This window comes from Ensifer sp. EB106-05-01-XG146 (genome assembly GCF_058791875.1).
This window is the reverse complement of record NZ_JBYTDX010000001.1, coordinates 2,745,572-2,771,028: the sequence shown is the minus strand read 5'-3', so window position 1 is coordinate 2,771,028 and position 25,457 is coordinate 2,745,572. Positions and strand designations below refer to the sequence as shown.

The 25,457-nt window shown below is 63.1% G+C and carries 23 protein-coding genes; 12 read left to right on the top strand and 11 right to left on the bottom strand.

Translation table 11 applies throughout. The features are described from left to right. Position 1: 1 nt before the first annotated feature. Genes AC3WVQ_RS13810 through AC3WVQ_RS13800 form a run of 3 tightly spaced genes read right to left on the bottom strand, consistent with a single transcriptional unit; the run spans position 2 to position 1,579 of the window. Entirely contained in the window at positions 2–337 is a 336-nt protein-coding gene (locus AC3WVQ_RS13810; RefSeq protein WP_034794138.1) for a membrane protein, read from the bottom strand. Further along, on the bottom strand, positions 334–798 hold the full coding sequence (locus AC3WVQ_RS13805; protein ID WP_089045637.1) for a GNAT family N-acetyltransferase: 465 nt from the start codon (positions 796–798) through the stop codon (positions 334–336). The genes AC3WVQ_RS13810 and AC3WVQ_RS13805 overlap by 4 nt, the downstream gene beginning before the upstream one ends. Further along, positions 788–1,579, bottom strand: coding sequence for an ABC transporter ATP-binding protein (locus tag AC3WVQ_RS13800; protein WP_034794266.1), 792 nt, complete (start codon positions 1,577–1,579; stop codon positions 788–790). The genes AC3WVQ_RS13805 and AC3WVQ_RS13800 overlap by 11 nt, the downstream gene beginning before the upstream one ends. A 121-nt stretch (positions 1,580–1,700) precedes the next feature. Between AC3WVQ_RS13800 and AC3WVQ_RS13795 the strand changes: the two genes are divergently transcribed. Further along, entirely contained in the window at positions 1,701–2,114 is a 414-nt protein-coding gene (locus AC3WVQ_RS13795) for a cupin domain-containing protein (RefSeq protein WP_090298220.1), read from the top strand. A gap of 93 nt (positions 2,115–2,207) precedes the next feature. Here the strand turns inward: AC3WVQ_RS13795 and hydA are convergent, their stop codons facing one another. Both hydA and AC3WVQ_RS13785 read right to left on the bottom strand, forming a co-directional pair. Then, entirely contained in the window at positions 2,208–3,662 is a 1,455-nt protein-coding gene (gene hydA / locus AC3WVQ_RS13790; RefSeq protein ID WP_090298216.1) for a dihydropyrimidinase, read from the bottom strand. A gap of 79 nt (positions 3,663–3,741) precedes the next feature. Next, entirely contained in the window at positions 3,742–4,992 is a 1,251-nt protein-coding gene (locus AC3WVQ_RS13785; protein WP_089045634.1) for a Zn-dependent hydrolase, read from the bottom strand. 282 nt (positions 4,993–5,274) lie between these two features. Here AC3WVQ_RS13785 and AC3WVQ_RS13780 point away from each other — a divergent pair, with 282 nt between their 5' ends. Beyond that, the gene (locus tag AC3WVQ_RS13780) at positions 5,275–5,928 is read left to right on the top strand and encodes a TetR family transcriptional regulator C-terminal domain-containing protein (RefSeq protein WP_034794116.1); all 654 of its coding nucleotides are present in this window, start codon (positions 5,275–5,277) and stop codon (positions 5,926–5,928) included. Between the two features lie 8 nt (positions 5,929–5,936). On the opposite strand, the gene AC3WVQ_RS13775 is transcribed toward AC3WVQ_RS13780, so the two are convergent. The 3 genes from AC3WVQ_RS13775 to AC3WVQ_RS13765 form a co-directional block, all read right to left on the bottom strand. Then, on the bottom strand, positions 5,937–6,866 hold the full coding sequence (locus AC3WVQ_RS13775; protein WP_077960027.1) for a DMT family transporter: 930 nt from the start codon (positions 6,864–6,866) through the stop codon (positions 5,937–5,939). Positions 6,867–7,017: 151 nt separating this feature from the next. Further along, positions 7,018–8,694: an adenylate/guanylate cyclase domain-containing protein gene (locus tag AC3WVQ_RS13770; RefSeq protein WP_060518911.1), complete on the bottom strand. Its 1,677-nt coding sequence runs from the start codon at positions 8,692–8,694 to the stop codon at positions 7,018–7,020. Positions 8,695–9,021: 327 nt separating this feature from the next. Continuing rightward, the gene (locus AC3WVQ_RS13765) at positions 9,022–9,921 is read right to left on the bottom strand and encodes a LysR family transcriptional regulator (RefSeq protein ID WP_110819512.1); all 900 of its coding nucleotides are present in this window, start codon (positions 9,919–9,921) and stop codon (positions 9,022–9,024) included. Positions 9,922–10,028: 107 nt separating this feature from the next. Between AC3WVQ_RS13765 and AC3WVQ_RS13760 the strand changes: the two genes are divergently transcribed. Further along, positions 10,029–11,051, top strand: a complete 1,023-nt coding sequence (locus AC3WVQ_RS13760; RefSeq protein WP_090298204.1) for a zinc-dependent alcohol dehydrogenase family protein — start codon at positions 10,029–10,031, stop codon at positions 11,049–11,051. A gap of 65 nt (positions 11,052–11,116) precedes the next feature. Here AC3WVQ_RS13760 and preA read toward each other — a convergent pair whose 3' ends face one another. Beyond that, positions 11,117–12,430 carry an NAD-dependent dihydropyrimidine dehydrogenase subunit PreA gene (gene preA / locus AC3WVQ_RS13755; RefSeq protein WP_034794108.1) on the bottom strand — a complete coding sequence of 438 codons (1,314 nt, stop codon included), beginning with the start codon at positions 12,428–12,430 and terminating at the stop codon, positions 11,117–11,119. Between the two features lie 20 nt (positions 12,431–12,450). Continuing rightward, on the bottom strand, positions 12,451–13,812 hold the full coding sequence (locus AC3WVQ_RS13750) for an NAD(P)-dependent oxidoreductase (protein WP_034794104.1): 1,362 nt from the start codon (positions 13,810–13,812) through the stop codon (positions 12,451–12,453). Between the two features lie 311 nt (positions 13,813–14,123). On the opposite strand from AC3WVQ_RS13750, the gene AC3WVQ_RS13745 reads away from it, so the two are divergent. From AC3WVQ_RS13745 to AC3WVQ_RS13705, 9 genes are all read left to right on the top strand, one after another. Beyond that, entirely contained in the window at positions 14,124–15,077 is a 954-nt protein-coding gene (locus tag AC3WVQ_RS13745; RefSeq protein WP_060518905.1) for a sugar-binding transcriptional regulator, read from the top strand. A gap of 199 nt (positions 15,078–15,276) precedes the next feature. Next, positions 15,277–16,587, top strand: coding sequence for an ABC transporter substrate-binding protein (locus AC3WVQ_RS13740; protein WP_060582418.1), 1,311 nt, complete (start codon positions 15,277–15,279; stop codon positions 16,585–16,587). Positions 16,588–16,729: 142 nt separating this feature from the next. Next, positions 16,730–17,602 (top strand): carbohydrate ABC transporter permease, encoded by an 873-nt coding sequence (locus tag AC3WVQ_RS13735; protein ID WP_060518902.1) that lies wholly within the window; start codon positions 16,730–16,732, stop codon positions 17,600–17,602. 5 nt (positions 17,603–17,607) lie between these two features. After that, complete coding sequence (locus AC3WVQ_RS13730) at positions 17,608–18,438, top strand: carbohydrate ABC transporter permease (protein ID WP_034794097.1); 831 nt, start codon at positions 17,608–17,610, stop codon at positions 18,436–18,438. A gap of 11 nt (positions 18,439–18,449) precedes the next feature. Then, on the top strand, positions 18,450–19,451 hold the full coding sequence (locus AC3WVQ_RS13725) for an ABC transporter ATP-binding protein (protein ID WP_034794095.1): 1,002 nt from the start codon (positions 18,450–18,452) through the stop codon (positions 19,449–19,451). Beyond that, entirely contained in the window at positions 19,448–20,221 is a 774-nt protein-coding gene (locus tag AC3WVQ_RS13720) for an L-iditol 2-dehydrogenase (protein WP_034794082.1), read from the top strand. Before AC3WVQ_RS13725 ends, AC3WVQ_RS13720 begins: the two co-directional genes overlap by 4 nt. A 40-nt stretch (positions 20,222–20,261) precedes the next feature. Next, positions 20,262–21,746 (top strand): mannitol dehydrogenase family protein, encoded by a 1,485-nt coding sequence (locus tag AC3WVQ_RS13715; RefSeq protein WP_090298192.1) that lies wholly within the window; start codon positions 20,262–20,264, stop codon positions 21,744–21,746. Between the two features lie 6 nt (positions 21,747–21,752). Continuing rightward, positions 21,753–22,421 carry an HAD family hydrolase gene (locus AC3WVQ_RS13710; RefSeq protein WP_060518898.1) on the top strand — a complete coding sequence of 223 codons (669 nt, stop codon included), beginning with the start codon at positions 21,753–21,755 and terminating at the stop codon, positions 22,419–22,421. 148 nt (positions 22,422–22,569) lie between these two features. Beyond that, entirely contained in the window at positions 22,570–24,153 is a 1,584-nt protein-coding gene (locus tag AC3WVQ_RS13705) for an FGGY-family carbohydrate kinase (RefSeq protein ID WP_110819514.1), read from the top strand. A 458-nt stretch (positions 24,154–24,611) separates the two neighbouring features. Here the strand turns inward: AC3WVQ_RS13705 and AC3WVQ_RS13700 are convergent, their stop codons facing one another. Beyond that, positions 24,612–25,406: a response regulator gene (locus AC3WVQ_RS13700; RefSeq protein WP_034794073.1), complete on the bottom strand. Its 795-nt coding sequence runs from the start codon at positions 25,404–25,406 to the stop codon at positions 24,612–24,614. Between the last annotated feature and the right edge of the window lie 51 nt (positions 25,407–25,457).

The window sequence follows — 25,457 nt, the reverse complement described above, 5'->3', positions numbered from 1 at the left end:
GTCACGCCTTTCCGCTTGCGGGGAACAACATCAGGCCCATTGCGACGATGCCGAGAAGCACGCCGGCGGCCTGCGTGAGGCTCAATCGTTCGCCGAACACGGTGAAGGCGATGACATTGACCATAACGAGCTGCACGATCGCCGACAGCGAGATTGCCAGGCCGAGGCCGCCCTCGCGCATGAGCTTCACCATGATGATGTTGCCGATCACGTAGAGCCCGAGTGCAAGCAAGAGCATGCCGAGGTGGTTGTTGGAGACATAGGCGCGCGAGGCGGTCGCGCCACCGAGGAAGATCGTCGTTGCCAAGAGCATCCAGAGGCCGAAGGCAAGGTTCATGCCCGCACCTTTCTGCCGCGCCAGCGATAGAGGATATCCGGCAGTTGCTCCTCGTTGTCGCCGTCGGTCCGCCGCACAGCCTCGAAGCCCTGGTGCTCGTAGAAGCGCTGGGCATCACGATTGTGTTCGAAGGTCCATAGGCTCAATTCGTCCGGTGACATCGCCTTGGCGGTGTCGATCAGCCGGGCGCCAATGCCTGCGCCACGATGCCACTCATCGATGTAAAGCGCGGTGACGTGGTGGTCGTCAGAGAGGGAAAGGAAGCCGGCGATCTCGCCGTCGTCCTCTGCCAAGAGCACGATGCGTTCGGCAAAGACGGTCTCGGCATAATAGCGTTCGACATCGGCATGCTCGTGCACCCGCGGCATCCAGGCCGTCGCGTCGATCCAGCGGTTGAGAATGCCGGCGCAGGCGGCCATGTCGGTCTGTTCGGCCCGGCGGATGCCGATGCTATTCGTCATAGCTGTGTCCCGCGCGCAGGCCTTCGCGGACGCGATGGGCGATTTCGAGGAACTCGGGCGTTTCGCGAATGCCGAGCGGCCGTTCGCGCGGCAGCGGCGATTCGATCACATCGGTGACGCGGCCGGGGCGGGGGCTCATCACCACGATCTTGGTGGAGAGGTAGACAGCTTCAGGGATCGAATGGGTGACGAAGCAGATCGTCTTGTTGGTGCGGGCCCAGAGCTTCAAGAGCTGTTCGTTGAGGTGGTCGCGAACGATCTCGTCGAGCGCGCCGAAGGGCTCGTCCATCAGAAGCAGGTCGGCATCAAACGCCAGTGCGCGGGCGATGGAGGCGCGCTGCTGCATACCACCGGAGAGCTGCCAGGGATATTTCTTGCCGAAGCCGGAGAGGTTGACGAGGTCGAGCGTGCGCTCGATGCGGGCCTTCTTCTCTTCCTTCGAATAGCCCATGATCTCAAGCGGCAGAGCGATGTTGTTTTCGATGGTGCGCCAGGGATAGAGCGCTGCGGCCTGGAAGACGTAGCCATAGGCGCGCTTGTTGCGCGCCTGCTCAGGCGTCATGCCGTTGACGCTGATCGTGCCGGAGGTCGCTTTTTCCAGATCGGCGATCACGCGCAAGAAGGTGGTCTTGCCGCAGCCGGACGGACCGATGAAGGAAACGAAGTCACCCTTGGCGACATCCAGGTTGACGCCGGTCAGTGCATGCACCGGGCCATCGGCGGTTTCGAAAGTCAGGCAGAGGTCCCGGGCCGAAACCACGGATGCGGTATTGGACGTCATCGGCGAATACTCATTCTGGCTGGTCTGTGTCAGACTGCTATCCGGACCGGCAACATGCAATCGCGGATTTGGGTGCGAAGCCGTTTGTTGCTGGTTTTTCAGGGAATTCTGGAGAACGCTCATGTCTCGATCATCCAATCCGGGCTGTCGCGTGGTTCGTCCTGAAGGCGCCGTGGCCGGCCAGCAGGGGCTCAACTATTTCGAGGGCATTGCGGCGGAGACCGTCGGGGCAACCGGGCTCTGCATGCACATCGTCACGATCCCGCCCGGTGCGCGCGCCAAGGCGCATCTGCATGAGAGCCACGAGACGGCGATCTACGTGCTTTCCGGGGAGGCCTGGACCTGGTTTGGCGAGAGGCTTGAGGAGCACGTCGTCGCTAGGGCCGGTGAGATGGTCTACATCCCCGCCGGCATGCCGCATCTGCCGGAGAACCGCTCGAACGCGCCCTGTTCGGCCGTCATCGCGCGCACGGATCCGAACCAGCGCGAGAGCCTCGTGCTGCTGCCCGAGCTCGATCACCTCGTGCCCGCCTGACGCCGCCCGCGCCGAACTGCCCCGCCAAGGTGGCGGGGCATGTCCGGTGGGACAGAGCGGCGCGAAGACGTGCAAGCCGCGAAACATGACGCCTCAGACGCCCGTGGCCGGGATGCCGGTGCGCTGGACGGCGCGGGGGGCGGTGACTTCCTTCCAGTTGGAAAGGGCTGAGCTGACCGCCGGGAAGGGATCGCGGCGGACGAATTCGCCGTGGCCCTCGCGGGTCTTGACCGTGCCTTCCTCGATCGCGACGACGCCACGGGTAAGGGTAAAGCGCGGCAGGCCCTTTACCTCCTTGCCTTCGAAGACGTTGTAGTCGATCGCCGACTGCTGGCTCTTGGCGGAGATCGTCTTGGTGCGCTTCGGATCCCAGACGACGAGGTCGGCATCGGCGCCGATAAGGATTGCGCCCTTCTTCGGGTAGATGTTGAGGATCTTGGCAATGTTGGTCGAGGTCACCGCCACGAACTCGTTCATGGTGATGCGGCCGGTGTTGACACCATGGGTCCACAGCATCGGCATGCGGTCTTCGAGGCCACCGGTGCCGTTCGGGATCTTGGTGAAATCGCCAACGCCGAAGCGCTTCTGCTCGGATGTGAAGGCGCAGTGGTCGGTCGCCACTACCTGCAGCGAGCCCGAGGCAAGGCCGGCCCAGAGACTGTCCTGATGCAGCTTGTTGCGGAACGGCGGCGACATCACGCGGCGGGCCGCATGGTCCCAGTCCTTGTTGAAATACTCGGTTTCATCGAGCGTCAGATGCTGGATCAACGGTTCGCCGAAGACGCGCATGCCCTTGGAGCGGGCGCGGCGGATCGCCTCGTGCGCCTGTTCGCAAGAGGTGTGCACGATGTAGACCGGGCAGCCAGCCATGTCGGCGATCATGATCGCGCGGTTGGTCGCTTCGCCTTCGACCTCGGCCGGGCGCGAATAGGCGTGCGCTTCCGGCCCGTTGTTGCCTTCTGACAGCAGCTTTGCCTGGAGCTGGGCGACCACGTCGCCGTTTTCGGCATGCACCAGTGGTAGCGCGCCGAGGGCGGCGCAGCGCTGGAAGGACGAGAACATTTCGTCGTCATCCACCATCAGTGCGCCCTTATAGGCCATGAAGTGCTTGAAGGTGTTGATGCCCTTGTCCTTGACGATGGTCTCCATCTCGTTGAAGACCTGCTCGCTCCACCAGGTGATCGCCATGTGGAAGGAATAGTCGCAGTTGGCGCGGGTGGACTTGTTGTCCCACATCGTGAGCGCTTCGAGCAGCGACTGGTTGGGCGAGGGCAGTGCAAAGTCGACCACCATGGTCGTGCCGCCGGCAAGGGCTGCGCGCGTGCCGCTTTCGAAATCGTCGGAGGAATAGGTGCCCATGAAGGGCATTTCGAGATGGGTATGCGGGTCGATGCCGCCGGGCATGATGTAACAGCCGCTCGCATCGAGCGTTTCGTCGCCCGACAGGTTCGGGCCGATCTCGACGATCTTTCCGCCCTCGATCTTGACGTCCGCCTTGTAGGTCAGGTCGGCCGTGACGATGGTTCCACCCTTGATGACAGTGCTCATGATTGTTCCTCGCGATTGCGCTTCCGGCGGCCAGGCAACCGCCACGAAAAAGGGCGGAACTTTCGTCCCGCCCGCAAACTCATTCGACGATTTCGGCCGTTTCGACGACGGCGTGGAAGAGGACGTCGGCGCCGGCGCTGGCCCACTCCCTGGAGATGTCCTCCGCCTCGTTGTGGCTGAGGCCACCGACGCAGGGGCACATGATCATCGTCGTCGGCGCCACCTTGGCGGCCCAGCAGGCATCATGCCCGGCGCCCGAGATGAGGTTCATGTGGCTGTAGCCGAGATGCTCGGCGGCGTTACGCACGGCGCTGACGAGCTTTGGATCGAAGGTGACCGGCTCGAAATGGCCGATCGCCTCGATGGAACAGCCGACGCCAAGCGCGTCAGTGATCTTCGGTGCCTCGGCCTCGATCTTTGCCCGCATGCGGTCGAGCTTGGCCTTGTCCGGCGAGCGGATGTCGACGGTGAAGACCACCTTGCCCGGCAGCACGTTGCGGGAATTGGGCGAGAAGAACACCTGGCCGACGCCGCCGACGGCGCCCGGCTGGTTTTCCATCGCGACGCCCTGGACCATTTCCAGAATGCGGGCCATGGCAAGGCCGGCGTTAACGCGCATGTTCATCGGGGTCGAGCCCGTATGGGCTTCGCGGCCGGTCAGCGTGAACTCCAGCCACCACAGGCCCTGACAGTGGGTGACGACGCCGATGTCCTTGCCCTCGGCTTCGAGGATCGGGCCCTGCTCGATATGGTACTCGAAATAGGCGTGCATCTTGCGGGCGCCGACTTCCTCGTCGCCGACCCAGCCGATGCGTTTCAGTTCGTCGCCAAAGGTCTTTCCTTCGGGATCCTTGCGGCCATAGGCGAAATCCTGACTGTGCACGCCGGCAAAGACGCCCGATGCGAGCATGGCCGGCGCGAAGCGCGCGCCTTCCTCGTTGGTCCAGTTGGTGACCACGATCGGATGTTTGGTCTTGATGCCGAGGTCGTTCATCGAGCGTACGACCTCGAGGCCCGAGAGCACACCGAGCACGCCGTCATACTTGCCGCCGGTCGGCTGGGTATCGAGATGCGAGCCGATATAGACGGGCAGCGCATCCGGGTCGGTGCCGGGCCTTGTGAAGAACATATTGCCCATGGTGTCGACGCCCATGGTGAGGCCGGCCTTTTCGCACCAGGACTGGAACAGCCGGCGCCCTTCGGCGTCCTCGTCGGTCAGCGTCTGGCGGTTGTTGCCGCCCGCGACACCAGGGCCGATCTTGGCCATTTCCATAAGTGAATCCCACAGGCGGTCGGCATTGACGCGCATGTTCTCGCCAGGTGCAGCCACGGCGGTCTCCTCATCTTTTCAGGGCTTTGCCTTGATCGGCGCGCCCTCATGTTCCCGTGGTCAAATCCAGGCTTGGTTTTTTCTGGTGCCCTTCGATCAGCCGTTGCCTTTGGCGGTGAACTGGCTGATAATTTGACCGGTTGGTAAACATTACAACTTCCGTTGCGGCACTCAAGCCGGAAAAACAAAAAAACGAAGTTGTTGCCCAATAAGATGGCGAGGCCGGAAATTGGGCAGCCGGTTCCTGCGCGACGAGCTGCGCAGGCATGGCCAGGGGGAAAGATGGTATTACCGAGAGCGGCCAGGACCCAGAGGCGGACCCGCATACAAGGGGAGAAGGAAGAGCGCATTCTCGAGGCCGCGCTCGAAGTCTTTTCCGCCAACGGTTTCCGCGGCTCGACCGTCGACCAGATTGCCGAAGTGGCGGGAATGTCGAAGCCCAATTTGCTCTATTATTTCCGCACCAAGGAAGCGATGCACCGGGCGCTGATTGACCGGGTGCTCGACACTTGGCTCGACCCCTTGCGGGAGTTCAACGCCGAGGGGAATCCGGTCGCCGAAATCCGCAGCTATATTCGGCGCAAGCTCGAAATGGCCCGTGACTATCCGCGCGAAAGCCGGCTCTTCGCCAACGAGGTGTTGCAGGGCGCGCCGCATATCGAGGACGAGCTCAAGGGGCCCTTGAAGTCGCTGGTCGACGAGAAGGCCGAGGTAATCCGGGCCTGGGCCAAGGCCGGCAAGATCGCCAAATGCGATCCCTATCACCTGATCTTCGCGATCTGGTCCACCACCCAGCACTACGCCGACTTCGACGTGCAGGTGCGCGCCGTGCTCGGCCAGGGAAACGCCGGGGACGGGCGCTTCGAGGATGCGGCACGCTTCCTCGAACGGCTCTTCGTCGACGGGCTGCAGGTGAGCGAGCAGCCGGCGGCTTGAGCCGCATTTCAATCTGGCAGCAGCGCCATCAACAGCAGGCCGCAGGCCGTGGTCAGCGCGCCGGCAAGCACCGGTAGGCTGGTCCAGCCATGACCGAGCAGACCCTCGAGCAGGATGATGAAGCTCGGCGTCAGATAGCCGTAGCCAAGCACTTTCGATGCGGGTAGCCGCATCGAGGCGTATTGCAGGAGCAGGAAGGTGATCGCCGTGGTCACAACAGCCAGATAGAGGACGGCGAGCCAGACGACCGGTGGCAGGCTGGCGAAATCGGCCGTGACGAGACCGGCCGCGCCCGGTACCAGCAGCCAGGGCACGGTGAAGACAGCCACCCAGAAGCCGAAGGCGAATGGACTTTCCTCTCGGCCGAACTTGCGGATCAGCGGCACATAGACCGCGTGGCAGACGACGCCGACGAAGAAGATCAATTCGCCCTGGCCGACGTCGAAGGCAAGGATCGCGCCGACATCGGCGCGAAAGATCACCCAGACGGCGCCAAGGGCAGCGATGATCAGACCGGCGAGCACGCCCGGGCGCGTATGCTGACCGAGCAACAAAAACGCGAAGCCGGCGCTCAAGAGCGGCATCAGCGTGAAGACCGCGCCTGTCGAAACAGGGCTGGTGAACTCCAGCGCCTTGAACATCGTCAGCATGTAGACGGCGATCAGCCCGCCGAGGATCACGAAGCGCCACGCTTGCTTGGGAAAGCGAAAGGGAACGCGTGCATAGCCGAAGGTGAGCAGGCCAAGGACGACGACGGTCAACAGATAGCGCCAGAGCGTCAGTGGCCCGGCGCCCATATGTTGGGTGGCAAGGCCGCCGAAGGAAAAGGAGCCGGCGATCAGGACGGCGAAGGTCATCATCGCCAGGTGCGCCTTCAGCTTCTCGGCGCCCTTCGCATGAACCTGGTGCGCGGTTTTCGGGGAGACGTCCTGTTTCATGCGGGCTTCCGGATTGGATCGGCGGCGAGGGCGGGAAGGATCTCCACTACTAGATCATTTCAGCGCTTCATTGAAACCGTGAAAAGATCCAAAGCCTTGAAGGTATGCAACTTCGGGCGTAAAAACTGTTTCACGCTTTCAAGGGGTTGCACTACGCGTTCGACGGTGCAGGTTGCAAGGCCGTGGAGATACCGGCGGCATCCCCGACGATCCAGGTTTCGAGCGTCGCCTGCCGGCCGCGCAGGCCGATGTCCAGCCGCTCATGCCCTTCGATCACCAGGCCCGCGCGGTTGACGAGCTCGGCCGAGACGGCCAATTGTACGTCGTGTTCCTTGGCGAGGCCTTCCAGACGGCTCGCCGTGTTAATCGTATCGCCGACCGCCGTCAGCGATGTGGCCTGGCCGTAGCCGATCTCGCCGATGATCGCCGGGCCGGCGTGCAGGCCCATGGCGATGCGCAGCGGCTCGTCGAGTTCGCCGCGGAAGGTCTGGTTCAGCGTCTCGAGGCCCTTGGATATGCGCACGGCGGCGGCAAGCGACTGCCGGCAGGCCTCCGTGTAGGTGCTCTTCAGCCCGAAGATCGCCAATGCGCCGTCACCGATGAACTTGTCGATGACGCCGCCGGAATCCTCGACCGCTTCGCCCACCATCTCGAAGTAGCGGTTGAGCAGGAACACGGTGTCGAAAGGCAGCTTGTGTTCGGCAATGCTGGTGAAGCCGCGCAGGTCGCAGAAGAGCACGGCGATGCGCCGTTCGCGACCTTCGCCGCCCTCGCGGCCGATCTGCTTCTTGATGCCGAGGCTGTCGCTGTCGAGGATCGGCACGACGGTGACGTTATGGACAGGGCGAAACTGGCAGGCGAGGCGGACATTGTCGGGTGCGCCGATCCGGGTGAGTGTCGCGAGCTCCGCATCCTCGGGTGGCGGTTGGTCTTCAAGCCCCTGGATGATGCGTACCCGGCAGGTCGAGCATCGGCCACGGCCGCCGCAGACCGAGACGTGGGCGATGCCCGCGGCCCTGCTCGCCTCAAGCACGCTGAAGCCGAGATTGACGGTGGCCACCCGACCGTCGGGATAGCGCACGCGAATGCGCCCGCCCTTTGGCATGGCCCGCAGCAGGAACGTGCCGGCGATCAGGCCGCCGAAGCCGAAATAGAGGCCGAGCCGAATATCCTCGAGAAGCGTGAGGTCGAACTGAGGCTTCGAATAGGAACGGTCGCCGTAGCCGCCATGTTCGGCGTAACCGTCCTCGATCGAGCGGGCGCCGCTGACGAAGCCGAGCAGCGCGAAGATTGGCACGAGCATCGCGACCGTGTAGAGCAGGATTTCGTAACGCGGGAACCAGGCGCGGCCGCGCATCCAGAACCAGGCGCCGAGGCAGCCGTGGCCCCAGACGAGCAGCAGGGCGAGCGATTGTCTCGTGGCATTGACGGAATTCGACCAGAGCATGCGGAGCATGTCCGGATAATCCGCGTCGACCCCGGTAAGAAGTGGCTCGACGCGTGCGGCCGTCACGTGGCCGATCAAAAGGAAAGGCAGGCTGAGGCCGAAGACGATCTTCAGCGCCTCGCGCGCCGGCATTCTGAGCGTCTGCCGACGATAGATGCTTTCGAGCGCCATGGCGAAATGCAGCAGCAGGGCGCCGTAGAGCAGCACCGTGCCGGGCAGGCTGTGCCAGATGAGATTGAAGCCTTTGCGGGCGGTTTCCATCGCTTCGACGGAGATCAGGCCGAGCGAGTGGTTGAAGAAATGCGCCAGAACGAACGTACCGAGTATGGCCCCGGAGACGAGGTGCATTCGCTTGCGTCGGTTGGCCGAAATGATCGTCAAGCAACAAGTCCGGCTCTGCCGGAGCGTCGTCCGGCTGCAGTGTCAAAACCTTTGGAGATCGCGTTGCGGCCCTGATCGAGCCCGCGACGCACCCCGTATGAGTACTCCCTTATTATCCAGATCGTACGAGCCGACAACTTACCATTTTTACACAATCTGTTTCGTTTTCGTGTCCTGTTCGTTATCGGCGCAGCACGCTATTCATCCGAATCCGGCCGCAGGAACGCGCTCGGGTGCGGGCGGGATCCGCAGAGCCGGGCGAAGCGGCCGCCAAAGCCGACCATTATCCGCACGCCGCCGCCTTCGGAAGCAGGAATGCTCGGCGGATCATTGCATCATGGGGGCCAGTCGATCGGCCAGCGTGTCGATCATCAGCCGCAATTTCGGCGGCATGTATTGCGTGCGCGGCCACACGACATGGGCTGCGAAGGAGAGGGCGGGCACATCGGTAAGAATGCGGACGAGCCGTCCTGAGTCGATGTGGCTGCGCACCAGCCAGCACGGCAGCCATGCGAGGCCGAAGCCGTCTGCCGCCGCATCGGCGATCGAGGTCAGGTCGTCGAGTTTCAGCCGTGCCGGCGGCGTCACCTGCCGGGGTACCGCTCCCTTGACCGGGAAGGACCAGGAAAGCGCATCGCTGCTGCGCCGATAGAGGATCGCCTGATGGTGAAGAAGGTCATCGATGCTGCGCGGCGTGCCGTGCCGCTGCAGGTAGGCGGGGGAGGCGCAGACCGTCATGGGCTGGTCGGCAACCTTGCGCGCCATTACATCGGGTTCATCGGGCAGTGGACCTGTGCGAATGGCGAGATCGAAGCCATCCTCGACAAGATCGACCCTGCGGTCGCTGAAATTGACGTCGAGTTCCAGGAGCGGGTGCTGACCCAGTAGTTCCGACAAGAGCGGCATGACGCATTGCCGTCCGAAAACCACGGGCAGGGACATGCGCAGCCGACCTCTGATCTCCTGCTTGCCCGATTCCAGCAGTGCCTCGCCGGCACGAATCTCACCAACGGCTCTGAGACAACTTTCATAATAGAGCTGGCCTTCGGCCGTCAGGCTCTGCGTGCGGGTCGTGCGATGGAAGAGCCGGACGCCAAGTCTTTGTTCGAGCTTGGCAATCGTCTTGCCGACAGCGGAGCGCGAGAGGTTCAGCCGTTCGGCCGCCGCTGAAAATCCACCAGCGTCGACCGCCTCGACGAAGATCGAAATGCCTCCCAACCGCTCCACAATTGTCTCCTTTTAAGAACCAATGTGGCGAATTCTTATCGCAACTGGAGAGGTAAATTCAACTCTATGCTTCCTCCATCAGATCAATCCAGTGAAAGGAACGGACCATGGCAAGACTGATGAAGGAATGGACGATCGACGCGCTTGGAGCCGAAAACCTCAAAATTACCGAGCGCCGTGTTCCGGAGCCGGGCCCAGGTGAGGTGCTGGTTCGCACGACGGCCGTGTCACTCAATTTTCGTGACAAGCTGGTCCTGGATAACGGCATGGGCATGCCGTTATCCTTCCCCTTCGTGCCGGGCTCCGACATGGCCGGTGTGGTCGAAGCGGTCGGCCGGGGCGTGTCCCGTTTCCAGCCCGGCGATCGGGTCATCTCCGTTTTCGATCCGACCTGGATCGACGGTCAAAAGCCGGGAACGGCTCGTCACCCAACGTCGTTTGCCCTTGGCGGCCTGAACCCGGGTGTCGCGTCGCAATATGTCGCTTTCCCTGAGGACTGGTTCGTCGCAGCACCCGAGAGCCTCGACGACGGCGAGGCGAGCACCTTGCCCTGTGCCGGGGTGACGGCCTGGTTCGCCCTGGTCGAGAAGGGGCATCCCAAGGCCGGCGACCGCGTCGTCGTGCAGGGCACCGGCGGCGTATCGCTGTTCGGGTTGCAGATCGCCAAGGCGCATGGCGCCGAGGTCATCGTCACGTCGGCCAGCCAGGAAAAGCTCGAGCGCGCGCTTGCTCTGGGCGCCGACCATGGCATCAACCGCGTAAAAGAGGATTGGGCGGAGCGGGTTCTTGAGATTACCGGCGATCACGGCGCCGATCATATTCTGGAGATGGCGGGTGGTACCAATCTTGGCAAGTCGCTGCAGGCGGTTGCCGTGCAGGGACGGATATCGGTGATCGGGGTGTTCGAGGGCGCGGAGATCTCGGCGCCGGTCACGCCGGTCCTGCTGAAATCGCCGGTCATCCAGGGCATTGGCGTTGCCCATCGCCGGGCACTCGAGGATTTCACCGTGGCGATCGACCGGACCGCGATCAAGCCAGTCATCGATGCGCGCTATTCGTTCGAACAGTTCCGCGAGGCTTTGGCGCATCTCGACCGCGGCCCGTTCGGCAAGGTCGTCGTCGAGTTCTGAGGGCACATGAGAAAACGCCGCCGGACTTGTGGTCCGGCGGCGTTTCGATGAAGTGACGAGATCCGCTACTCAGCGGCCTGGCGGGCCATCGGGTTGTTCGGATGGGTCGTCCAGTTGGCGTAGTTTGGATCGACCGGCTTGCCGGTGCGCTGGTCGAGCGTGCCGGCCGGCAGCTCTTCCATGGTGATGCAGTTTTCGACGGGACAGACGTTGACGCAGAGATTGCAGCCAACGCACTCGTCTTCCATTACCTCGAAGTGACGTACGCCGTTGACGAACTGCGTGATCGCCTGGTGCGAGGTATCCTCGCAGGCGATGTGGCAGCGACCGCACTTGATGCAGGCATCCTGGTCGATCTTCGCCTTGGCGATGTAGTTGAGGTTCAGATACTGCCAGTCGGTAACGTTCGGGACCGCGCGTCCGGTGATATCATCGAGGTTGCGGTGACCCTTGGCGTCCATCCAGTCGGAGAGGCCCGAGATCATTTCCTGGACGATCTTGAAGCCATAGGTCATGGCTGCGGTGCAGACCTGGACGTTGCCGGCGCCAAGTGCCAGGAACTCGGCCGCGTCGCGCCAGGTGGTGATGCCGCCGATGCCGGAGATCGGCAGGCCGTAGGTTTCCGGATCGCGAGCGATCTCGGCGACCATATTGAGCGCGATCGGCTTCACCGCCGGGCCGCAATAGCCGCCGTGGGTGCCCTTGCCGCCGACCGTCGGGTTGGGGGCGAAGTTGTCGAGGTCGACCGAGACGATCGAGTTGATGGTGTTGATCAGCGACACCGCGTCGGTACCGCCAGCCTTGGCGGCGCGCGCCGGCTTGCGGATGTCGGTGATATTGGGCGTCAATTTGGTGATGACAGGCATGCGCGTGTACTGCTTGCACCAGCGCACGACCATCTCGATGTATTCCGGCACCTGGCCGACCGCAGCACCCATGCCACGTTCGGACATGCCGTGCGGACAGCCGAAGTTGAGTTCGATGCCGTCGGCGCCGGTTTCCTCGACCAGCGGCAGGATCGCCTTCCACGCCTCTTCCTCGCAGGGCACCATGATCGAGGCGATCAGGGCGCGATCCGGCCAGTTCATCTTCACCTGCTTCATTTCGCGCAGGTTCACATAGAGGTCGCGGTCGGTGATGAGCTCGATGTTGTTCAGCCCGAGCAGCCGGCGGTCGGCGCCCCAGATCGCGCCGTAGCGCGGGCCGTTGACGTTGACGACCGGCGGGCCTTCCTCGCCGAGCGTCTTCCAGACGACGCCGCCCCAGCCCGCCTTGAAGGCGCGCTCGACGTTGTAAGCTTTGTCCGTCGGTGGGGCGGATGCCAGCCAGAACGGGTTCGGGGATTTGATGCCGACAAAATTATTGCGAAGATCAGCCATTGGTTTCTCCTCCCGATCCCTTAGGCAACTGCGCTCGCGCGCGGCGCTGCCGCGGCGAAGGCCCGATTGATCGATTCAGCCGCGTCGCGGCCCATGGCGACGGCCGAGACCGTGAGGTCTTCACCGCCGAGCACGCAGTCGCCGCCGGCCCAGACGTTGGGCAGCGACGTGCGCCCTTCGGCGTCGGCAACAATGCGGCCGCCTTCGAGTTGCAGCGCGCCGAGGCCTGCTCCGAGGAAGCTCTGGCCGATCGCCTTGAAGATCTGGTCGGCAGCAATGATACCGGTTTCGCCGGTCGCCGTCAGCTTTCCGTCTTCGAGCGTGGTGTATTCCAGCTCGATGCCGGCGACCTTGCCGTCCTTCTCGGCGATGCGCTTCGGCTGCAGCCAGTGGCGGATGGTGACGCCCTTGGAGGCCGCCAGGTCCTGCTCGAACTCGGAGGCGTTCATGTGCTCCTTGCCGCGGCGATAACAGATCGTCACTTCTTCCGCGCCGAGCAGCTTTGCCTGCACGGCCGCATCGATTGCGGTCATGCCGCCACCGAGGACGACGACGCGACGGCCGACCGGGATATCGGCCTTGGTCTTCGACTGGCGAAGGGCGGCGATGAAGTCGACGGCATCGTCAACGCCTTCGGCACTTTCGCCTTCGAGACGCAGCGCGTTCACGCCCGCAAGGCCGAGGCCGAGGAAGACGGCGTCATACTGTTCCGAGAGGTCGGCGAGGGTGAAATCGCGGCCGATCGCCTGGCCCTGGCGCACTTCGATGCCGCCGATCGCCAGCACGTAGTCGACTTCCTTCTGCGCGAAGTCGTCGACCGACTTGTAGGCGGCAATGCCGTACTCATTGAGGCCGCCGGACTTCGGCCGGGCATCGTAGATCACGACGTCGTGGCCCTTGACGGCCAACCGATGGGCAGCAGCAAGGCCGGCCGGGCCGGCGCCGACGACGGCGATCTTGCGGCCGGAGGTTTCAGCACGGGTGTAGAACTGCTTGTTCTCTTTCATCGCCACGTCGGTCGCATAGCGCTGCAGGCGGCCGATCTCGACCGGGCGCTCCTCGGCGGTGTTGCGAACGCAAGCCTGTTCGCACAGCGTTTCGGTGGGACAGACGCGGGCGCACATGCCGCCCAGGATGTTCTGATCGAAGATCGTCTTGGCCGATCCGATCGGGTTTCCGGTCGATATCTGCCGAATGAACAGCGGGATATCGATGGAGGTGGGACAGGCCGTCATGCACGGCGCGTCATGACAGAAATAACAGCGGTCGGAAGCGACGAGGGCCTCGTGCTTGTCGAGCGGTGGATGCAGGTCGGAGAAATTGCTCTCGTACTCCCCGAGCGGCAGGCGGCCGCCGAGGATCCCAGATTGTGTCGTTCCCATTTTTGGCTCCCAATGTTTTCTCAGGATGATGGAACGGTAACACGCTTTATTTTTTTATCAAACGGTAAAAATTTAAGGTCGAAACGGCCGAAAAGCCTTGTGATCCCGGGCCTTGCGGCAGACCTGCCAAGCCCTTGTTCTTGGCCGATGTTTGACAGGGCGGGGCAATAGTGGCAGCAGATCAGAGCGGGGTGAGGAAAAGTGTGCGCGGTTTTCCGCCCGCACCCCGCTCTGCTTATGAAGATCGATCACGATACTTTTGGATCGACAGGATCCAAAAGTATCGTGATCGGGGGGGATGGAGAACAGCGATGGCACGCAGGGGCGAGGCGAACAACAGGCTTGACGATGCTGCCCGGGCAGGCTGGCTATACTATGTCGCTGGCCGCACCCAGGATGAGATCGCCACCGTCATGGGAATCTCGCGCCAGTCGGCGCAGCGGTTGGTTTCGCTCGCCATGTCCGAGCGGCTGATCAAGGTTCGGCTCGACCATCCGATTGCCGCCTGCCTCGAGGCGGCCGCAGGTCTTCGCGACAAATACGGACTGAAACATGTGGAGGTGGTGCCGAGCGATCCCGGTTCGACCTCGACGACCGTTGGCATCGCGGAAGCCGGGGCCGCCGAGATCGAGCGCTGGCTGAAATCGTCCGAGCCGCAGGTGCTGGCGATCGGTACCGGGCGCACGCTGAAAGCGGCGGTCGATCAGTTGCCGCCGATGGAATGTCCGCAGCACCGCATCGTGTCGCTCACGGGCAATATCGGCCTTGATGGTTCGGCCGCCTATTACAACGTCATCTTCAGCATGGCCGATGCGGTCAAGGCCCGGCATTTTCCGATGCCGCTGCCGGTGCTCGCCGCTTCGGCCGAGGAGCGGGAGGTGCTGCACAGCCAGAGCCTGGTGCAGGTGGCTCTGAAGCTAGGCGCCGAAGCCAATGTCGCCTTCGTCGGCGTCGGCGAGCTCGGCCCGGACGCGCCGCTCTGCCAGGACGGGTTCCTCGCCCAGGACGAGATGGCCGGTCTGACCAAGGCGGGTGCCGCGGGCGAGATCTGTGGCTGGATGTTCGATCATGATGGCGCGTTGCTCTCGGGCAGCTTCAACGAGCGCGTCGCCTCCGTTCCCTTGCCGCCGCGCGACCGGGCGTCTGTCATCGGACTTGCCAAGGGGCAGCGCAAGTATGAGGCGCTGCGGGCGGCCGTAAAGGGCGGCATTATCAACGGCCTTATCACCGATGAGGCGACGGCGAGCTATCTGCTCAACGCATGATCGTTATGCGAAACGATTGAAAAGGCCGGCCCCAGCGCCGGCCTTTCGCATTTGCGAAACGAAAAAATCGGCAATCAAAACAATCTTCTAATGTTTCTGTGTGCGCCGCAGCAACGAATGCGCATTGACAATTCGTCATGAGAAGTGAGTAATTGCCCATGAGCGAGGCAAATGCTCAATTTCTTCTGGGAGGAAGTCGATGAACTTGAGAACTTTCCTGCTGGGCACGTGCTCGGCAGTCGCACTGTCGGGTCTGGCCCAAGCAGAAACCCTGACGATCGCGACCGTGAACAACGGCGACATGATCCGGATGCAGAAGCTGACGGAAGATTTCACGTCCAAGAATCCGGACATTCAGCTCGAGTGGGTAACGCTTGAGGAAAACGTGCTGCGCCAGCGCGTGACGACCGATATCGCCACCAAGGGCGGCCAGTACGACATCATGACGATCGGCACCTATGAAGTGCCGATCTGGGCGAAGCAGGGCTGGCTGCTGCCGCTCGACAATCTCGGCGCCGACTACGATGTCGACGACCTCTTGCCGGCGATCCGCTCCGGCCTCACCATCGACGGCAAGCTCTATGCGGCACCTTTCTACGGCGAAAGCTCGATGGTGATGTACCGCAAGGACCTGTTCGAGAAGGCCGGTCTGACCATGCCCGACGCGCCGACCTGGGACTTCATCGCCGACGCGGCACGTAAGATCACAGACAAGAACGCCGAAGTCTACGGCATCTGCCTGCGCGGCAAGGCCGGCTGGGGCGAGAACATGGCCTTCCTGACGGCGACCGCGAACGCCTTTGGCGCCCGCTGGTTCGACGAGAACTGGAAGCCGCAGTTCGACCAGCCCGAATGGAAGAACGCGCTCGACTTCTACGTCAAGCTGATGAACGACGCCGGACCGCCCGGCGCATCCTCCAACGGCTTCAACGAGAACCTGTCGCTGTTCCAGACCGGCAAGTGCGGCATGTGGATCGACGCGACCGTGGCCGCTTCCTTCGTCACCAACCCGAAGGAATCGACCGTTGCCGATAAGGTCGGCTTCGCGCTCGCGCCGGACACCGGCCTCGGCAAACGCGGCAACTGGCTCTGGGCCTGGAACCTTGCGATCCCCGCGGGCTCACAGAAGGTCGCCTCGGCCGAGAAGTTCATCTCCTGGGCAACCGGCAAGGACTATCTGAAGCTCGTGGCAGACAAGGAAGGCTGGGCGAACGTTCCTCCGGGCACGCGCACCTCGCTCTACGCCAACCCCGAGTACCAGAAGGCAGCACCCTTCGCGAAGATGACGCTCGACTCGATCAACGCGGCCGACCCGAAGAACCCGGCGGTCAAGCCGGTTCCCTATGTCGGCGTGCAGTTCGTGGCGATCCCGGAATTCCAGGGTCTCGGCACGGCGGTCGGCCAGCAGTTCTCGGCGGCTCTTGCCGGCCAGATGAGCGTCGACGACGCGCTTGCCAGCGCCCAGAAGCTGACCGAACGCGAAATGACCAAGGCCGGTTACATCAAGTAAGGCTCCCAAGGGCCCGGGGTGCTGGCCGCAAATGGCTGGCACCCCGGTAAATCCCGAAGGTAGCCGCAGGGCTCGCGCGGAAAAACGCGCCGCCCGACCCGATCTCGAAACAGCGTTGAATTCCGTCATTTGGGGGGACGCCATGGCGACCTTGCACACCCGCTCCGCCGCGCGTCTGATGATTGCGCCTTCGGTGCTTCTGCTTCTGGCCTGGATGATCGTTCCGCTGGCCATGACGATCTACTTCTCGTTCCTGCGCTACAATCTTCTGATGCCGGGGATGGAGGAGTTCGCGGGCTTTTCCAACTACAGCTACTTCCTGACCGATCCCGCTTTCTTCCAGGCGCTCTTCAACACGCTGGCGATCGTGCTCGGCGTGTTGTTCATCACTGTCATCGGCGGCATCGCGCTGGCGCTTCTGCTGGACCAGCCGATGTTCGGGCAGGGGATCGTGCGCATTCTGGTCATCGCGCCGTTCCTGATCATGCCGACGGTCGCGGCACTCGTCTGGAAGAACATGTTCATGAACCCGGTCAATGGGCTCTTTGCCTGGATCGCCAAGCTCTTCGGGCTGCAGCCTTTCGACTTTCTCGCCAATGCGCCCCTGATGTCGGTGATCCTGATCGTCGCCTGGCAGTGGCTGCCGTTCGCGACACTGATCCTTCTGACCGCGCTGCAATCGCTCGACGAGGAGCAGAAGGAAGCCGCGCAGATGGACGGCGCCGGCGCCTTGAGCCGCTTCATCTACCTGGTGTTGCCGCATCTTTCTCGCGCGATTACCGTCGTCATCCTCATTCAGACGATCTTCCTGCTCTCGGTCTTTGCCGAAATTCTGGTCACCACCAATGGCGGCCCGGGCACGCAGAGCACCAACCTGACTTTCCTCGTCTATGCGCAGGCCCTGCTGCAGTTCGACGTGGGCGGTGCTTCGGCCGGCGGCATCATCGCGGTCATCCTCGCCAACATCGTCGCATTCTTCCTGATGCGCATGATCGGCAAGACGCTGGAGGCTTGAGAACCATGGCACGCAACGTCTCCACCCAAAGAAAGATCGTCGTGACCGTTGTCGCCTGGACGATCGGCATCCTCATCTTCTTCCCGATCCTCTGGACGTTCCTGACGAGCTTCAAGACCGAGGCCGAGGCGATCGCATCGCCGCCGTCGCTGTTCTTCTTCGACTGGACGACGGAGAACTATCACGAGGTGCAAAGCCGCTCGAACTACTTCCTGCACTTCATGAACTCGGTCGTCGTCTCCTTCGGCTCGACACTGATCGGCCTGATCATCGCCATCCCGTCCGCCTGGGCGATGGCGTTCTCGCCGACCAAGCGCACCAAGGACGTGCTCATGTGGATGCTCTCCACCAAGATGATGCCGTCGGTCGGTGTGCTGGTGCCGATGTATCTGTTGTTCCGCAACACCGGCCTGCTCGACACCCGCACCGGCCTCGTGATCGTGCTGACGCTGATCAACCTGCCGATCATCATCTGGATGCTTTACACCTACTTCAAGGAAATCCCCGGCGAGATCCTGGAGGCCGCGCGCATGGACGGTGCATCGCTCTCCAAGGAGATCATCTATGTGCTGACGCCGATGGCGATCCCGGGCATCGCCTCGACGCTGCTCTTGAACATCATCCTCGCCTGGAACGAGGCGTTCTGGACGCTCAACCTCAGTGCCGCCAAGGCAGCACCGCTGACGGCGTTCATCGCCTCCTATTCGAGCCCTGAAGGCCTGTTCTACGCCAAGCTCTCGGCCGCCTCGACCATGGCGATCGCCCCCATCCTCATACTCGGCTGGTTCTCGCAGAAGCAGCTCGTACGCGGCCTCACCTTCGGCGCGGTCAAATAAGGGATACGACAATGGGAAGCATTACACTCAGCAAGGTTTCGAAGGTCTTCGGCGCCCATGCCGTCATCCCCTCGATCGACCTCGACATCAACAATGGCGAGTTCGTCGTCTTCGTCGGACCGTCCGGTTGCGGGAAGTCGACGCTGCTCCGGCTGATTGCCGGCCTCGAAGACGTCAGTGACGGCGACATCGTCATCGACGGCAAGAACGCCACCGAACTGCCACCGGCACAGCGCGGCCTGTCGATGGTGTTCCAGTCCTATGCGCTCTATCCGCATATGAGCGTGCGTTCCAACATCGCCTTTCCCCTGAAAATGGCGGGCGAGGACAAGGCCGTCATCGACAAGAAGGTGTCGGATGCAGCCCGCGTGTTGAACCTCACCGACTATCTCGACCGCAAGCCGCGTCAGCTTTCGGGCGGCCAGCGCCAGCGCGTCGCGATCGGCCGAGCGATCGTGCGCCAGCCGAAGGCGTTCCTGTTCGACGAGCCGCTGTCGAACCTCGACGCGGCGCTGCGCGTCAACATGCGGCTTGAAATCAGCCAACTGCACCAGGACCTGAAGACGACGATGATCTACGTCACCCACGACCAGGTGGAGGCGATGACCATGGCCGACAAGATCGTGGTGCTCAATCGTGGTCGCATCGAGCAGGTCGGCTCGCCGCTCGACCTCTACCACAAGCCGGACAACCTGTTCGTCGCCGGCTTCATCGGCTCGCCGCGCATGAACATCGTCAGCGGTGCGGCGGCTTCCGCCTATCAGGCGCACACGATGGGCATTCGGCCTGAACATCTGGCGCTTTCGAAGGAAAGCGGAACCTGGCAGGGCACGGTCGGTGTTGCCGAGCATCTCGGTTCCGACACCTTCCTGCACGTCAATGTCGACAATGTCGGCACGGTGACGGCGCGGGTCAGCGGCGATTTCGCCGTGACCCATGGTGACCGGGTCTTCCTGACGCCCGATCCGCAGCGCGTCCACAGGTTCGACGAAAAGGGGCTGGCGGTTCGATGAAGAGGCTCGACGGGAAGAGCGCGCTGATCACCGGATCTGCGCGAGGGATCGGTCGTGCCTTCGCGGAGGCCTATATCCGCGAGGGCGCCACGGTCGCAATCGCCGACATCAACATCGAGCGGGCGCGTGAGACAGCGTCCGAGATCGGCGCCGGCGCCTATGCGGTGGAGATGGACGTGACCCAACAGGCGTCGATCGACGAGGCGATCGCCGCCGTCGTCCGGCAAGCGGGTGGGCTCGACATCCTCGTCAACAATGCCGCGCTCTTCGACCTTGCGCCGATCGTCGAGATCAGCCGTCAGAGCTACGACCGGCTGTTTGCGATCAACGTATCGGGCACGCTGTTCACGATGCAGGCCGCAGCCAGGCAGATGATCGATCAGGGCAGGGGCGGCAAGATCATCAACATGGCAAGCCAGGCAGGCAGGCGCGGCGAGGCGCTGGTCGCCGTCTATTGCGCCACCAAGGCGGCGGTCATCAGTCTCACCCAGTCGGCCGGCCTCGGCCTCATCAAGCACGGCATCAACGTCAACGCGATCGCGCCCGGCGTGGTCGATGGCGAACACTGGGACGGCGTCGATGCGCTGTTTGCCAAATACGAGAACCGCCCGCGCGGCGAAAAGAAGAAGCTCGTTGGCGCCGAGGTGCCCTTCGGCCGGATGGGAACGGCAGAGGACCTGACGGGCATGGCGATCTTCCTCGCGTCAGCCGAGAGCGACTACGTCGTCTCGCAGACCTACAACGTCGATGGCGGCAATTGGATGAGCTGAACCGGCGCCAGTCGGTGAAGCCTCGAAAGGATACGGGATCATGAAGACCAAACTCTCAATTGCCGCCCTCGACACGATCAAGGCCAAAGCCGGCGTGCCTGCCTACGATCGGTCGCAACTGACGGCGGGCATCGTGCATTTCGGCGTCGGCAACTTCCACCGGGCGCACCAGGCCGTCTATCTCGACGATCTCTTCAACGCCGGCCACGACAGGGACTGGGCGATCATCGGTGCAGGCGTCCTTCCCTCCGACGCAACGATGCGGGCCAAGCTCGCGGCGCAGGATTTCCTGACGACCGTCGTCGAGCAGGACAACAACCGCACAGGCGCCCATGTCACAGGCGCAATGATCGACTATCTGGAACCGGGCGACGTCGCCGGGATCGTTGCCAGGCTCGCCGATCCCTCGATCCGCATCGTCTCGCTGACCATCACTGAAGGCGGCTATTTCATCGATCCGGCCTCGGGTGTGTTCAACCCGACCCACCCCGATATCGTTGCCGATGCGCAGAACCCGGCGGCTCCGAAGACGGTGTTCGGGCTGATCGTTGCCGGGCTGAAGGCGCGCCGCGGCAAAAACGTGCCGCCGTTCACCGTGATGTCCTGCGACAACATCCCGGGCAACGGCGAGGTTACCCATGCGGCGGTTTCGGGGCTGGCCCGTCTCCATGATCCCGCCTTTGCCGACTGGATCGACGCCAATGTCGCCTTCCCGAACGGCATGGTCGACCGGATCACGCCGGCAACCGGTGCGCGCGAGATCGGCATCGTCGCCGACGACTACGGCATCGAGGATGCCTGGCCGGTGTTCTGCGAGGAATTCAAGCAGTGGGTGCTCGAAGATCACTTCCCGCTCGGTCGCCCGGCCCTGGAGAAGGTTGGCGTCCAGTTCGTGCCTGACGTGGCGCCCTATGAGCACATGAAGATCCGCATTCTCAATGGCGGCCATGCGGCGATCGCCTATCCCGCCGCCTTGCTCGACATTCATTTTGTCCACGAGGCGATGGAGGAGCCGCTGATCCGCGCCTTCCTTGCCAAGCTGGAGCATGACGAGATCATCCCGGTCATTCCGCCGGTGCCGAACACCGATCTTGGCGACTATTACAAGCTGATCGAGACGCGCTTTTCCAATCCGAAGATCGGCGACACGATCCCGCGGCTGGCCCAGGACGGCTCCAACCGGCAGCCGAAGTTCATCCTGCCTTCGACGGCCGATCGGCTGGCGCGCGGCGAGGATGTCGTCGGGCTGTCGCTCGTTTCAGCGCTCTGGTGCCGATACTTTGCCGGCACGTCGGACAGCGGCAAGACGATCGTCTTCAACGACCAGAGCGCCGACCGGCTGAACAAGGCAGCGCTTGCCGCCAAGGACGATCCCATGGCCTTCCTGGCGCTCGGCGACATCTTCGGCGACGTCGCTCGCTCCGATCTCTTCCGACGTCGTTTCGCCGATGCATTGAAAACCCTCTGGGAAAAGGGTACGCGCGCTACGCTCCAGCTTTATCTGGATGGCAAGCTTGAGGGATAAAATGCGATGGCGGATGCGGCGTCCGGGCTGGTGATCTTCGACTGCGACGGGGTACTCGTCGACAGCGAGCCGATCTCGCTGGAGGTGCTGGTGGACGTGCTCTCGGCCGCCGGCGTCTCGATGACCACCGAGGAGGCGACCGAACGCTTTCTCGGACGCAGCCTCAAGAGCATGTCGGCGATCCTGCACGACGAATACGGGCTTGCCACCGACGATGCGTTTCTCGAAGGCATGCGCCTCCGGCTTTACGACCGTTTCCGCACCGAACTCCAGCCGATCGCCGGCATCCGGGGCGCCGTTGAAGGCCTGAAGGGCGCCTGTTGCGTCGCCTCTTCCAGCCAGCCCGAGCGCATCCGCCTGTCGCTGACCGTCACGGGGCTCATCGACCTCTTCGAGCCCAACATCTTCTCCGCCACCATGGTGAAACACGGCAAGCCGGCACCGGATCTCTTTCTCCACGCGAGCCGCCAGATGGGCTTCGATCCCCACGACTGCGTCGTCGTCGAGGACAGTCCGGCCGGCATCGAAGCGGCGAAGGCGGCGGGCATGCGGGTCTTTGCCTTTGCCGGCGGCAGCCACGCGCGCACCGACAAGCACCGGCAGAGTCTTGCCGCTCTCAGTCCCGACGCGCTGTTTGACGACATGGGCGAATTGCTACAGTTTGTCGGCCGATAGCAGCAGGGACGAAACGGGAGCGGGACGAGGAACATGTGTGCGGTTTTCCGCCCGCACGTCCGCTCTCCTTCATGACAATCGATCGCGGTTGTGATTGGGTCGGGCAGATCCTAAATCATCGTGATCTTGGGGGCGGGGACTTTCTTTGATGCGTGAATTCGTCGTTGCGGTCGATGTCGGTACCGGCAGTGCGCGCGCCGGTATTTTTGACGGCAAGGGCAGGTTGCTTGCGCGTGCCGACCTGCCGATCGCCATGAACCGGCCGGAAGAAAACCACGCGGAGCACGATTCCGAAGATATCTGGCGCGCCGTCTGCGGCGCCGTCAAAGCGGCGAAGGAAAAGGCCGGGATCGCTGCGGAGGATATTGGAGCGATCGGCTTCGATGCCACCTGCTCGCTGGTGGTGCGCGACCGCGAGGGCAAGCCGCTTTCGGTCAATCGCAAGGGTGAGGCGCGCTGGGACACGATCGTCTGGCTCGATCACCGGGCGCTCGCCGAGGCGGATTTTTGCACGGCGACCGGCCATCCGGTGCTCGACTTCTCCGGCCGCGTGATGTCGCCGGAAATGGAAATGCCAAAGCTCATGTGGCTGAAGCGCAATCTGCCGCAGCAATGGCAGAAGGCTGGCTTCTTCTTCGATCTTGCCGACTATCTTTCCTGGCGGGCGAGCGGCAGTGCTGCGCGTTCGCGCTGCACGCTGACGGCCAAGTGGAATTACCTGGCGCATGAGAAGCGCGGCTGGCAGCCGGACTATCTCGCAAAGATCGGGCTCGAGGATCTCATTGAGCGCGGCGGGCTGCCGGAAGAGACCCTGCCGATCGGAAGCTCTGTCGGCCGTCTGAACGCTGCGGCCGCCGCCGAGCTTGGCCTCGACGAGGCCTGCCAGGTAGCTCCCGGCATGATCGATGCCTATGCCGGCGCGCTCGGAGTCGTCGGCGGCTTCATCGGCAAGCCGGAGAAGCTCGAAAAACAGCTGGCCCTGATTGCCGGCACGTCGAGCTGCATCGTCGCCTTTTCCAAGGACATGAAGCCGGGTTTCGGCATGTGGGGCCCCTATTACGAGGCGGTGCTGCCCGGCGCCTGGCTGATCGAGGGCGGGCAATCGGCGACCGGCGCGCTGCTCGACCATATCGTGCGGCTCCATGGCGGCGGTCTCGAACCGACCGCTGAAACCCATGGCCGGATCATCGCCCGGGTGCAGGAACTGCGCGCCGAGCAGGGCGCGGCCTTTGCCGATCGCCTGCATGTCTTGCCGGATTTCCACGGCAACCGCTCGCCGCTCGCCGATCCGCATGGCCTCGGCGTCATCAGCGGCCTGCCGCTTGATTCCTCCTTCGACGCGCTCTGCCGGCTCTACTGGCGCACCTGCGTCGCGATCGCGCTCGGCATCCGCCATATCCTGGAGATGATGCGCGAGGTCGGCTACCAACTCGACACACTACACGTCACCGGTGGCCACGTGCGCAATGCGCTGCTCATGGAACTCTATTGTGACGTTACCGGCTGCCGGGTTGTGGCGCCGGAAGCGCCGGATGCCGTCCTGCTCGGAACGGCAATGGCGGCAGCGGTTGCCGGCGGCATGCACGCGGATCTCGCCGCGGCCGGCGCCGAAATGGCGTCAGGTGGGCACGAGCGCCTGCCGAACACGGCGGTTCGCGACGCCTATGATCGCGACTATCGCCGCTTCCTGGCGCTCTATCGCCACCGTGACGAGCTCGACAAGATGGCGTGACGGCTGCTGCCGAAAAGGTTGTTGCGGGGTCATGGAACCTTTTTCCGTGTCGCGCATTCTGTTGTTGACCGGACGGTGGCGCGCATAGCCCCCAATGCGGCGCCGGAGGCAGACCGCCGGCCTACAACTCACACTCCCCGAGTGAGTTGCACATACCAGCCAGTGCCTTCCCTCGGCACTGGCTGTTGTGTTTTCACGGGGCTTCCTTTGCGAGAAACCTAGCCAAGTGTGGTGGTACGCGCAGATTGGCAGAAGCCGCCGGTGAATGCGCAGGTCCAGTGACGAAATTGCTGATGTCAGCTCAGAGAGTGCTCGTCGGGACGTTCCGGCAATCTTGCCAAACAACCCCCGAAACGACCTGCAGCGGCCTACGCGCCGTAAGACGCGGGCCGCTGCAAGATCTGGATCGGCGCATGCCCCCTCGACTGCTTACAGTCGAGGGAAACATGCAGTCGCGCTCAGGCCGCCGCCTTGGTGGATTCGTTGAAGAACAAAGCCTGGCTGATCAGCGCCTTGACCATGTCCGGGTTGAACGGCTTGGTGACCAGGAAGGTCGGTTCCGGCCGTTCGCCGGTCAGGAGCCGCTCCGGGAAGGCGGTGATGAAGATCACCGGAATGGCGCTCGTCTTCAGGATGTCGTTGACCGCGTCGATGCCGGAGCTGCCATCGGCAAGCTGGATATCGGCAAGCACCATGCTCGGCCGTGTCTTCTTGTAGAGCGCGATCGCTTCGTCGCGCGTGCGGGCGATCCCGGTGACGCGATGGCCAAGGCTCTCGACCATCTGCTCGATATCGATGGCGATCAGCGGTTCGTCCTCGATGATCATGATATCGGTCGCGACCTGGCGCGAGATTTCCTGCGAGGCGCGATCGAGCAGGCCACCGACCTTGTCGATGCTGACATCGAGAACTTCGGCCGCTTCCTCCGGCCGGAAGCCTTCGACCGAGACCAGAAGGAATGCCTGGCGGGCAAGCGGCGAGACGGTTGCGAGATTGATCGACGCGCGCTGCTCCCAGGCAAACGGAGAAACTGGTTCAGGCACGAGCACGGACGAGGAGCCGAAGAGCGAGGTGAACAGGCGGAACAGGCCAACGCGATCATTGCTTGCTTCGGGGAAAATCGACGTGTCGGCGATCAGCGCTTCGAGAACGGCGGCAACATAGGCGTCGCCTGATGTCTGCGAGCCGGTTAGCGCGCGTGAGTAGCGGCGCAGATACGGCAGGAGCGGTGCGATCCGCGTGGACAAAGTCATAGAGGAACTCCCTCGAAAATCGTTTTACGGTGACGTTGCGAGAACGCTCCG